Origin of the sequence: Reyranella sp., from assembly GCF_017305915.1 — a bacterium.
Classification (GTDB): domain Bacteria; phylum Pseudomonadota; class Alphaproteobacteria; order Reyranellales; family Reyranellaceae; genus Reyranella.
Genome location: NZ_JAFKJN010000056.1, coordinates 1 through 9,550 on the forward strand (window position 1 = coordinate 1; position 9,550 = coordinate 9,550).

Annotated in this window: 12 protein-coding genes and 1 tRNA gene; 4 read left to right on the plus strand and 9 right to left on the minus strand. The window is 65.7% G+C overall.

Annotation, left to right across the window (positions count from 1 at the left end; all coding sequences use genetic code 11):
• Nucleotides 1-471: 471 nt before the first annotated feature.
• The 3 genes from J0J01_RS32580 to J0J01_RS32590 all read right to left on the minus strand — a co-directional run bounded on the left by J0J01_RS32580 (nt 472) and on the right by J0J01_RS32590 (nt 2,074).
• Entirely contained in the window at nt 472-813 is a 342-nt protein-coding gene (locus J0J01_RS32580; RefSeq protein ID WP_296387808.1) for a hypothetical protein, read from the minus strand.
• Between the two features lie 161 nt (nt 814-974).
• Nucleotides 975-1,850: a DUF4238 domain-containing protein gene (locus J0J01_RS32585; RefSeq protein ID WP_296387809.1), complete on the minus strand. Its 876-nt coding sequence runs from the start codon at nt 1,848-1,850 to the stop codon at nt 975-977.
• Nucleotides 1,851-1,981: 131 nt separating this feature from the next.
• Nucleotides 1,982-2,074: transfer RNA gene (locus tag J0J01_RS32590), tRNA-Ser, on the minus strand.
• Between the two features lie 162 nt (nt 2,075-2,236).
• Here J0J01_RS32590 and argE point away from each other — a divergent pair.
• The gene (gene argE, locus J0J01_RS32595; protein ID WP_296387810.1) at nt 2,237-3,406 is read left to right on the plus strand and encodes an acetylornithine deacetylase; all 1,170 of its coding nucleotides are present in this window, start codon (nt 2,237-2,239) and stop codon (nt 3,404-3,406) included.
• Nucleotides 3,388-4,620: an alpha-hydroxy acid oxidase gene (locus J0J01_RS32600; RefSeq protein ID WP_296387811.1), complete on the plus strand. Its 1,233-nt coding sequence runs from the start codon at nt 3,388-3,390 to the stop codon at nt 4,618-4,620. The genes argE and J0J01_RS32600 overlap by 19 nt, the downstream gene beginning before the upstream one ends.
• On the opposite strand, the gene J0J01_RS32605 is transcribed toward J0J01_RS32600, so the two are convergent.
• Genes J0J01_RS32605 through J0J01_RS32630 form a run of 6 tightly spaced genes read right to left on the minus strand, consistent with a single transcriptional unit; the run spans nt 4,617 to nt 7,694 of the window.
• Nucleotides 4,617-5,129 carry a DNA starvation/stationary phase protection protein gene (locus J0J01_RS32605; protein WP_296387812.1) on the minus strand — a complete coding sequence of 171 codons (513 nt, stop codon included), beginning with the start codon at nt 5,127-5,129 and terminating at the stop codon, nt 4,617-4,619. The genes J0J01_RS32600 and J0J01_RS32605 overlap by 4 nt on opposite strands.
• Nucleotides 5,130-5,189: 60 nt before the next feature.
• Nucleotides 5,190-5,597, minus strand: coding sequence for a DUF3574 domain-containing protein (locus tag J0J01_RS32610; RefSeq protein ID WP_296387813.1), 408 nt, complete (start codon nt 5,595-5,597; stop codon nt 5,190-5,192).
• A 6-nt stretch (nt 5,598-5,603) separates the two neighbouring features.
• The gene (locus J0J01_RS32615; protein WP_296387814.1) at nt 5,604-6,236 is read right to left on the minus strand and encodes a glutathione binding-like protein; all 633 of its coding nucleotides are present in this window, start codon (nt 6,234-6,236) and stop codon (nt 5,604-5,606) included.
• A gap of 30 nt (nt 6,237-6,266) precedes the next feature.
• Nucleotides 6,267-6,908 carry a DUF2076 domain-containing protein gene (locus tag J0J01_RS32620; RefSeq protein WP_296387815.1) on the minus strand — a complete coding sequence of 214 codons (642 nt, stop codon included), beginning with the start codon at nt 6,906-6,908 and terminating at the stop codon, nt 6,267-6,269.
• Between the two features lie 58 nt (nt 6,909-6,966).
• Nucleotides 6,967-7,242 carry a hypothetical protein gene (locus J0J01_RS32625; RefSeq protein WP_296387816.1) on the minus strand — a complete coding sequence of 92 codons (276 nt, stop codon included), beginning with the start codon at nt 7,240-7,242 and terminating at the stop codon, nt 6,967-6,969.
• A 2-nt stretch (nt 7,243-7,244) separates the two neighbouring features.
• Nucleotides 7,245-7,694 carry a DUF1579 domain-containing protein gene (locus tag J0J01_RS32630; RefSeq protein WP_296387817.1) on the minus strand — a complete coding sequence of 150 codons (450 nt, stop codon included), beginning with the start codon at nt 7,692-7,694 and terminating at the stop codon, nt 7,245-7,247.
• 415 nt (nt 7,695-8,109) lie between these two features.
• Here J0J01_RS32630 and J0J01_RS32635 point away from each other — a divergent pair, with 415 nt between their 5' ends.
• Both J0J01_RS32635 and J0J01_RS32640 read left to right on the plus strand, forming a co-directional pair.
• Nucleotides 8,110-9,072 carry a YafY family protein gene (locus J0J01_RS32635; protein WP_296387818.1) on the plus strand — a complete coding sequence of 321 codons (963 nt, stop codon included), beginning with the start codon at nt 8,110-8,112 and terminating at the stop codon, nt 9,070-9,072.
• A 72-nt stretch (nt 9,073-9,144) separates the two neighbouring features.
• Nucleotides 9,145-9,357, plus strand: a complete 213-nt coding sequence (locus J0J01_RS32640; protein ID WP_296387819.1) for a hypothetical protein — start codon at nt 9,145-9,147, stop codon at nt 9,355-9,357.
• Nucleotides 9,358-9,550: the final 193 nt, after the last annotated feature.

Below are 9,550 nucleotides of genomic sequence, written 5' to 3' on the forward strand. Positions count from 1 at the left end.
CTTCGATACCACCGGCACCGTGTCCCGATCCGTCTCCCGCAAGATCGATACGATCTGCTCTTCCGTGAACCTCGACTTCTTCATCCTGCCTCCTCGCGGAGGCCAGTCTCTCAACTAATCGATGGCCCGAAAACCCAGGGGCAGGTCATTGGCCCTCCACCAGCCAGCGTCGAAGGATCGGCGAAAAGGTCGCCCGAATGTCGCTGGGGAACGGCATGCTGAGCAGCATTCGGCTCTCTATCAGACTTACGTCATCTAGGAGGAGCTGTATCAGTTCTCGATTATTCGACGAGAGAGGCACTGGAGATGATTGAACTATCAAATCATGGACCGGCGATTCTACGGGCGGCGCCGCCAGCAGTTAGTCTCCTCGACCGGCCGCGACCCGCCTCCTTCAGGTCAGCCGTTTAACAACTTCTTCACCGTGGCACCAGACAAAGCAAACCCCGCTCCAACGTGGCCTTGCTCGTTCTATGTTTGCCAAGAAGCTGGATCAGCATTAAGGTACCGATGGTTCGTCAAGAAACGCCAATGGGTCACGTAGAGCAGCAGCTCCAGGGGCTTCCCTACGTCCCTCGCATACTTTGCAGCTTTGCTTTGCACGCCGGACAGGATGGTATCGGAGAACTTCACTGACCGAATTACTTGCTCTCGATTTGTGTAAGGTGATCCTCGTTTCTTCGATGGGATGATGATCTCCTGTAGTTCGAGGTAGCGGCTGTCCCCCTCTTCATGGAACGCGAAGTCGAAGTCGGCTTCGGGTAGCCGCTCCAGAACCCACTTACGGCCGTCGCCAACGTTGAGCGTGGACACGAAGGCCTCCGCAATCATCGTCTCCTGTGCAGCCTTGTGCTCGGGATAGGCAATCTTTTCCCAGTGACGGATGGTCCGCCGCTGGTATTAGCGATCCGAATTGGTCCGTTCTCGCCAATGGGTTTGCGATGTACCGGCTTAGTCACCATGCGCCGAAGCTCCTACTCCAGTTCGCGCCTTCCACGGTCTGGCCGCCGACGTAGCCTCCGTTTGACCAACGGCAGGTGTTCAACACCCCGGGCGTAAACGTACTCCACGGCCTCCTCAACCGACCATTTGTTGATGCTCCGGACCTGCTCCTTCGGGGGCAACTGCCTGAAGGCATCTATATGTCGCCGATCACTGTTAATAAGCATCGCGCGGCGTGGGCCGACCGGCAGGACCATCACGCATTCCGTCAGCAAGTCGCCGCGCAGCAACAACGCTCGGTCGCTTATCACCAACTCGGGTGCAGCGGCGGGGAACTGGACATCAACCCAATCAAGTCGGGCGAGCCGGTTGAGGTAGTTCGGGTTCGTCGCGATCTCCGGCAAGATCGAGAGCCCGAAGTTCTCAATCAGCGCGGGGTTGTCCTGGTGCACCAGCTCGGAGAGCCTTTGAACAGGTGCAAGGCCAGCAGCAACGGCCTCCTCGGGGTCTCGGTCGAGCGCCGCGACGAGCCCTTCGGCCCCCTCTTTCCGTATCATGGCGATGGCGTCAGGATGGCGCACCCGCAGGGACATCAGGAAGACGGCGAGCTGGGCGCGCTGATCTCTGGTGATCGTGTTCGCCCCATTTGCGAATGCGGCCTGCAAGGCGAGTGCGCCCTCGTGGTCAACCTTCTGGAAGAAGACTGTTTCCAACACCTGCGCCTTTCCCTCTGGCATGCCGATGTAGGTGTAGAGATTGGCCCGCTTCGCTACCGCGGACGGCGCGTAGCGCCGCGCCACCACCTTGTCTTGGTACGGCTTGGAGAACGCGGTTAGCATCCCATCTTCGCCGCACCAGGGCGCGAGAAGGAACTGCGGCAGGTAGTGGTGCTCTTCGGGGAAACTCATGGGCCGTCCGTGAGGCCCAATTTACCTCAAGCAGTTCAGTCTTTGTTCGACGTTATCAACAGGATGGCCTGTGTGGAAGAACTGTGTGGAATACCCTCGGGAAACGTTGATTTTACTGGGCCAAAAGGTAATGGCGGAGAGGAAGGGATTCGAACCCTCGATACGGGTTTACCCCGTATAACGGTTTAGCAAACCGCCGCCTTCGACCGCTCGGCCACCTCTCCGCGAGCCCATTAAGACCCCGGCGGTCGTTCTATCCACGACGGATGCGCGGCGGTTCTAGCGGCGGGGGGTGCCCAAGTCAAACACCGGGGCAACCGCAGGCACGATTTTCGCCGCAAAATCAGGCTCTTGGCCCTGTGTGCGCGGCGTGCGACGGTGCCGGGATGCGTACCCAAGCCCCCTCCTCGATCGAGATGCTGGAGCGTCTCGTGGCGTTCGACACGACCTCGCGCAACTCCAACCTCGAGTTGATCCAGTCGATCCAGGGCTATCTCGACGAGTTCGGCGTCAAGAGCACGCTGGTGCCCAACGCCGAGGGCACCAAGGCCAACCTGTTCACCTCGATCGGGCCGGAAACCGAAGGCGGCATCGTGCTGTCGGGCCATACCGATGTCGTGCCGGTCGACGGCCAGCCGTGGGACAGCGATCCCTGGACCCTGACGCCCAAGGCCGACGGCAACCTCTACGCTCGCGGTACCTGCGACATGAAGGGGTTCATCGCCGCCGCCCTCAGCCACGTGCCGGCGTTCCAGCGCGCCAAGCTCAAGGTGCCGATGCACTTCGCCTTCAGCTACGACGAGGAGATCGGCTGCCTCGGCGCGCCGGCGCTGGCCGAGAAGCTGGTCGGCGCGGTGCCGCGGCCGCGCGCGGTGATCGTCGGCGAGCCGACCATGATGGGCGTGGTCAACGCCCAGAACTACGGCGGCGGCATCGTCGCCACCTTCACCGGCTTCGAGGCGCATTCCTCGATGACCCATCTCGGCGTCAGCGCCGTCCACTTCGCCGGCGATTTCATCCATTGGCTGAACGAGCTGCAGGAAGAGCTGGCGCAGAGGAAGCGCACGGATATCGACACCGTGCCCGGCCACACCACGATCAATGTCGGCATCGTCACCGGCGGCACCGCCGGCAACATCCTGGCGCGCGAATGCACGCTCAACTGGGGCTACCGCACCCTGCCCGGCGACGATCCGTGGGAAGTGCAGCGCCGCGCCGAGGCCTACATCGCCGAGCTGCTGCTGCCCAGGATGAAGGCCAAGCACCCCGCCGCCGACATCACGCTGAAGCGCCGCTCCTTCGTGCCCGGCCTGCTGCCGCAGGAGAACGAGGAGGCGGCGAAGCTCGCGCTCGAATGGACCGGCGGCAACCGCACCTACGCGGTGCCCTACGCCACCGAGGCCGGCATCTTCCGCAGCCATGGCATCCCGACCGTGATCTGCGGGCCCGGCGACATCTCGCAGGCGCACCAGCCCAACGAATTCGTCGCTAGATCGCAGATGGACGCCTGCGACACCTTCCTGGGGAAACTCACCCGATGGGCCGAGACGCGCTAGCCCGCCGCCGCCTGCTGCACTTCCTGGCCGCGAGCCCGCTGCTGGCTGGACCCGAGGCGTTCGCGCAGGAGCTGCGACGCCTGCCCGACCCGATGGTCTGGGGACCGCGCAACCTCGACAAGCTGATCGGCTCGCCGCGCGAAGCGCTCGATGTCTTCGACTTCGAGCCGGTGGCCCACAAGAACCTGCCGCCGGCGCATTTCGGCTACATGGCCTCGGGCGTCGACGACGAGGTCACGCTGCGCGCCAACCGCGAGGGCTTCCAGAAATTCCAGCTACGGCCGCGCCGGCTGGTCGATGTCGGCAGGCTCGACACGACGATGGAGCTGTTCGGCGAAACCTACGGCAGCCCCATCGTCGTGGCACCGACCGGCTCCAACCGCGCCTTCCACGAGGACGGCGAGGTCGCGGTGTCGCGCGCCGCGAAGGCCGGCAATCACCTGACGATGCTGTCGACCGTCGCCACCACCTCGATCGAGGATGCGATCGAGGCGCGCGGCCGGCCGGTCTGGTTCCAGCTCTATCCGACCGACAAATGGCAGGTCGCCGAGGCGCTGGCCAAGCGCGCCGAGAAGGCCGGCGCCGGCGCGATCGTCGTCACCGTCGACGTGATCACGCGGCAGAACTGGGAGACGCTCTACCGGCTGTGGCGCACCGACACGCGCGACTGCGCGTCGTGCCATGCGCTCAGCATGAAGTCGTTCGTGCAGCGCAAGCCCAACTTCGACGGCATCGACCTTGGCGGCGTCAACACCACCGCCCACAGCACGCTGACCTGGTCGTTCCTCAAGCGCCTGCGCGACACCGTGAAGACGCGCCTGCTGGTCAAAGGCCTGATGACGGCGGAGGACGCCAAGCTCGCGGTCGACCCCGGGCTCGACGGCATCGTCGTGTCCAACCACGGCGGGCGCGCCGAGGACAATGGCCGCGCGACCATCGACGCCCTGCCCGAGATCCTCGAGGCGGTCGGCGGCCGCCTGCCGGTGCTGGTCGATTCAGGCTTCCGCCGCGGCACCGACATCGTGAAGGCGCTGGCGATGGGCGCCCGCGCAGTCTGCGTCGGGCGGCCTTACCTGTGGGGCCTCGGGGCCTTCGGCCAGCCCGGCGTCGAGCGCGTGCTGGGCCTGCTGCACGGCGAGACGCGCGCCGTCATGATGCAGGTCGGCGCGCCGTCGCTGAAGGACCTGGTGCCGGCGATGGTGCGCCGGGCCTAACCTTTGCGCCCGGTCTCGAACAGGAACCACACGCGCTGCTCGGTCTCGTCGATCCAGTTCTCGAGCAGGCTGGCGGTGGCGACGTCGTTGTGCTCGTCGCACAGCTCGTGGAGGTTGCGCATGTTGCGGGCGAGCTGCTTGTTGTCGTCGCGCAGCTCGGCCAGCATATCGTCCGGCGTGACGTAGTCGGCGTCGTTGTCGAGCACGCGCTGCAGCTTCTTGATGTGGCCGATCGAGCGGACGGTGTTGCCGCCCAGCTTGCGCACGCGCTCGGCGATCGGATCGGCCATCGCGTCGATCTGCGTCGCCTGATCGTCGAGCAGCAGGTGGTAGTCGCGGAAATGCGGGCCCGAGACGTGCCAGTGGAAGTTCTTGGTCTTGAGATAGAGCGCGAAGACGTCGGCGAGCAGGATGTTGAGCCCACCCGTCAGATCCTTGGTCGCATTGGCGCCGAGATCGGTGGGCGTCGCGAGATTGGCGGACTGTCGCGCTTTGACGTTCTTGCTCATGGGCCAAGACTCCTTTGTAGTGCCTTACCTTAGATAGGTTCCAGGGCGGATGCCACCAAACTAAAGATTGGCGCAGACCGGCTGCTCGACCCGAAGCACGCTGTCCTGGCCGTGGCGTCGGCTGTAGCTCGCGACGATCGCCTGCACCTTGGCGAGATGCGACGGTGCATCGAACACCACGACGGTCAGCCGCTTGCTCCGCTCGCGCTCGATCGTGCCCTGCGAATTGCGGTACTGGCCGCGGACGTCGAAGACGCTGAGGCCGTCGGGAAAGCGCGGCGTCACCTCCTCGTTGAGGAACGACGCCCATTCCGCCTCGCTGACCTCGCGGCCCGCGCTGCCGCGGCCGAAATAGAGATCGACTTGCAGCGCGGACTTCAGCGGCGCCGCGCACGCGGGCGTCGAAGTCTGCGTCAGCGGCGTGCAGGCGGCGAGCAACAGCGCCGCCGCCAGGAACGTCCGCTTCATCCGCTGCTAGTTCAGGTAAGGAACCGCCATGCCCTTCGTCACCGCCGGCCGCGCATTGATCGCGTCGTACCAGCGCTTGACGTTGGGAAAGTCGGCCAGAGTCACCTGATGCCATTCGTGCCGCGCCGTCCACGGGAAGATCGCCATGTCGGCGACGGTGTACTCTGCCCCCGCGGCATAGGCGTTGCTCGCCAGCTGCCGGTCGAGCACGCCATACAGGCGCTTGGCCTCATCGACGTAGCGCTTGATGCCGTACTCGATCTTGGTCGGCGCGGCGCGCAGGAAGTGGTGCGCCTGGCCGAACATCGGGCCAACGCCGCCCATCTGCCACATCAGCCATTCCAGCGTCTTGTACTTCTGGACTGGATCGTTGGGCAGGAACTTGCCGGTCTTGTCGGCGAGATAGATCAGGATCGCGCCCGATTCGAACAGGCTGATGGGCTTGCCGCCGGGACCGTCGGGATCGACGATCGCGGGGATGCGGTTGTTCGGGCTGATCTTCAGGAACTCGGGCTTGTGCTGCTCGCCCTTGGAGATGTCGACCTTGTGCACGCTGTAGGGCAGCCCGCACTCCTCGAGCATGATCGAGATCTTGCGGCCGTTGGGCGTGCCCCAAGTATGAAGTTCGATCGTCGCCAATGTCTCTCCCCTTTTTATCGACTCGGCTTTCTAGATGTCGTCGTCCGAGCTGTCGAACCCCGAATCGTCGGAAGTGAGGTCGTAGTCGTCGGCCGAACCGTCATCCTGAGCGAGATCGGCCGGCGAGAGGTTATCCGGCGGCATCAGCGGCGAGTTGTCCGACAACGGTTGCGAAAGTGCCGTGTTGTCCATGACGCCCTGCGACGGCTGCGCCAGCGCCTGCGTGTTGTGGCCGAACATGCTGCGGATGCCTTCGAACAGCAGCGCACCGCCCGCGACGCCGGCCGCGGTGGTGAGCGCGGTGCGCAGGAAGCCGCCACCGGCCGGCGCTTGCGGCGCGGCGCCCCACGGCTGAGCCGGCGCGGGCGCGGGAGCCGGTACGGCAGCGGGCGCCGGTGCAGCCGCAGGCGAGCCCCATGGGCCGCGCGGCGCGTTGCCGAGGAAGCTGCCCTGGCCGCTCGCCTTGCCCTCGAGCTCGGCGATGCGCGCCTTGGCCTGCTTCAGCGCCTCCTCCTGCACCAGTGCGGTCTGCACCAGCAGGTAGGGCGACGCCGGCTGGTGTCCGACATAGCTTGCGATCAGGCGCTCGGCCTCCTGATCGCGTTGCTGGTTCTCGAATTGCTGGAGACGGCCGAACAGATCGGCGATCAGGTCGCGTTCCTGCTGCTGCATGACGGTGCCTCCCTCCCAATAAGGAGCACCGGGAACGTGGTTGTCGCCCCGCTGAGCGTCAAGGCCCCTGAGGTCCGGGGACGGTTCCGAGACGCAACGCCCAGGGCTTGATCCAGAGCGTCTGCAACAGGTTTTTGACGCTCCAGCAATCCTCGGCAAGCCGTGCCGCGACCTCGGCCGCGCTGCCGGTCCGGAAGACCAGCAGCGCGACGCCGTCGGCGTGCAAGGCGTTCATGAAGTCGGCATGCGCCCGCCAGTCGACCTGCTGCTCCATCGGTACGGACTCGTTCCAGGCCGGACCGCGCGTGCGCATCGCCGCGAACGGCTGCGTCATGGTTACACTCGTGTGAAATCCATGTACCAGTCGGTCTCCCAACTGTTGCCCTCGTCGGCCGAGAAGGCTTGCTCCCAGCGCGCGCCCTCCTCGGTGATGCGCGACCAGATATAGCGTACGCGGACGTCGCGGCCGTCGATCTCGTCGTCGCCGTAGAAGATGCCGAACGGGCCATCCGGCCGCTGCGAGAAGCCACCGCTCACCGCCGGCCCGATCACGCCCGGCCGGCGGCTGTCGAGCCAGTGGATCGTCCAGCGCTCGCGCTGGGGGTCCCACAGGCGCAGGCTCATGCCGGTGTAGCGGCGGCCCGGCATGCCGATGTCGCTCTCGTCGCTGTTGCCCTGGCCGCCCAGTATCTTGCGGGCGGCACAGGTGCCTTCGAACTCGATCCAGTCGTTGCAGCCGGCGAGCCGGCGGACGCGATAGCGGTGCCGAACCCGCCAGATACCCATCAAGAAATCGAAGTCGGCGGAACTGGTGGAAGCGGGCCTGAGCAGCGGGCGGGCTAGGATATTGAGCATGGAGGCTCCTTTCGTGCGTGTCATGTTTTACGCCCGCCTACCTGCCAGCTTCTGTCAGGATATTTTTCCCGGTCCGTGTCGGATACACTGCGGCGACGGCAAAGGCTCGGTCGAGGCCCGGCTGCTGCGGGTCCAGGCGTCCGGACGTCCGCTCCGAAGCCGGCCGGAATCCCGGACGGCTCCGATGCCGATTCCATAAGGGTTTTGGCCCTGAGTCCGGGAATCCGGCCACCTCCCCTCGGCCGGACGGTCCCGGACGCGCCGGACGGCCCGGACGGCCGACTGCAATTTATTCAGCGAAAAAAACTGCCATGATCTGTCAGGATTGGGCCGCTAGAATTCAGCCATGCGCGCAAGCCGCCTGCTCTCGATCCTGCTGATGCTGCAGACCCGCGGCCGGCTGACCGCCGAGTCGCTGGCCGCGACCTTCGAGGTCTCGGTGCGCACCGTCTATCGCGACATCGAGCAGCTCAGCGCCGCCGGCGTGCCGGTCTATGCCGACCGCGGACCCGGCGGCGGCTTCCAGCTGCTCGACGGCTTCCGCACCAAGCTCACCGGCCTCACCGAGAACGAGGCCGAGACGCTGTTCCTGTCCGGCCTGCCGGGCCCGGCGACGCAGCTCGGGGTCGCCGACCAGCTCCTGTCGGCGCAGCTCAAGCTCAGCGCCGCCCTGCCCGAGAAGAGCCGCGCCGGCGCGCAGAAGATCGCCCAGCGCTTCCATCTCGATCCGGTCGACTGGTTCAAGAGCCCCGACCAGGCGCGGCTGCTGCCGGCGCTGGCCGACGCGGTGTGGACCGAGACGGCGATCGAGGTCGCCTACCGCCGCGGCACGACCGTCGCGACGCGCCGGCTGCATCCGCTCGGCCTCGTGCTCAAGGCCGGCACCTGGTACGTCGTGGCGGAGCGCAGCGAGGAGCGGCGCACCTATCGCGTGTCCAACATCCAGACTCTGACCGCGACCGGCGAGCGCTTCACGCGGCCGAAGGACTTCGACCTGGTGCGCTACTGGACCGAGTCCAGCCGCGCCTTCGAGGTCGGCCTCTATCGCGAGCAGGCGGTGCTGCGCGCCTCGCCGCGGGCGGTGCGGCGGCTGGAGCGGCTTGGCGCCACCGTTGCCGAGGCGGCGCGCGAATCGGCCAGCGCACCCGACGACGAAGGCTGGGTTCGGATCACGATCCCGATCGAATCGCTCGACCAGGCGGCGATCGATCTGCTGCTGCTCGGCACCGAAGCCGAGGTGCTGAAGCCGCGCGACCTGCGCCGCCGGGTTGCGGCGGCAGCAATAGCCATGGCGAAACTGAACGCATGAGGGCCAAAAAAGGGCCGCGGAACCCAAAGCCGGCGCCGCCGTTCACAACACAGCGATAACAGGAGAAAGCCCATGGCCGTTCCTGCGGACGCCCCGCATCTCACGGAAAAGATGCGCCACGCCTTCGTTGGCCTGCAGCACCAATTGCGCCAGGACATCGACAGGGTCGACGAGCCGCAGCTCAAGGCCCTGTTCGAGGAATCGGCCGAGATATTGGGCGCGCTCGCCCAGACCTTCCTGGACTACCAGACCAAGCGCGCGCCGGCCTGGCGCGAGGCGGACTAATCTTTTGCTGGGGGCGCGCCCCCAGCGCAAGCTTAAGGAAGGTTTGACCAAGTCACGCAATGACGGCGTCGCCCGGTCGTTGCCGTCGTAGTCGGCTGATTTTGCTTCGGAGACGTCACCCATTGCCGCTGAAGGCCCTGTAGTTGTGGTGGCGTGGCGGCGTTCTCGCTGTCTCGCCGCTTTTTCGGGCGCA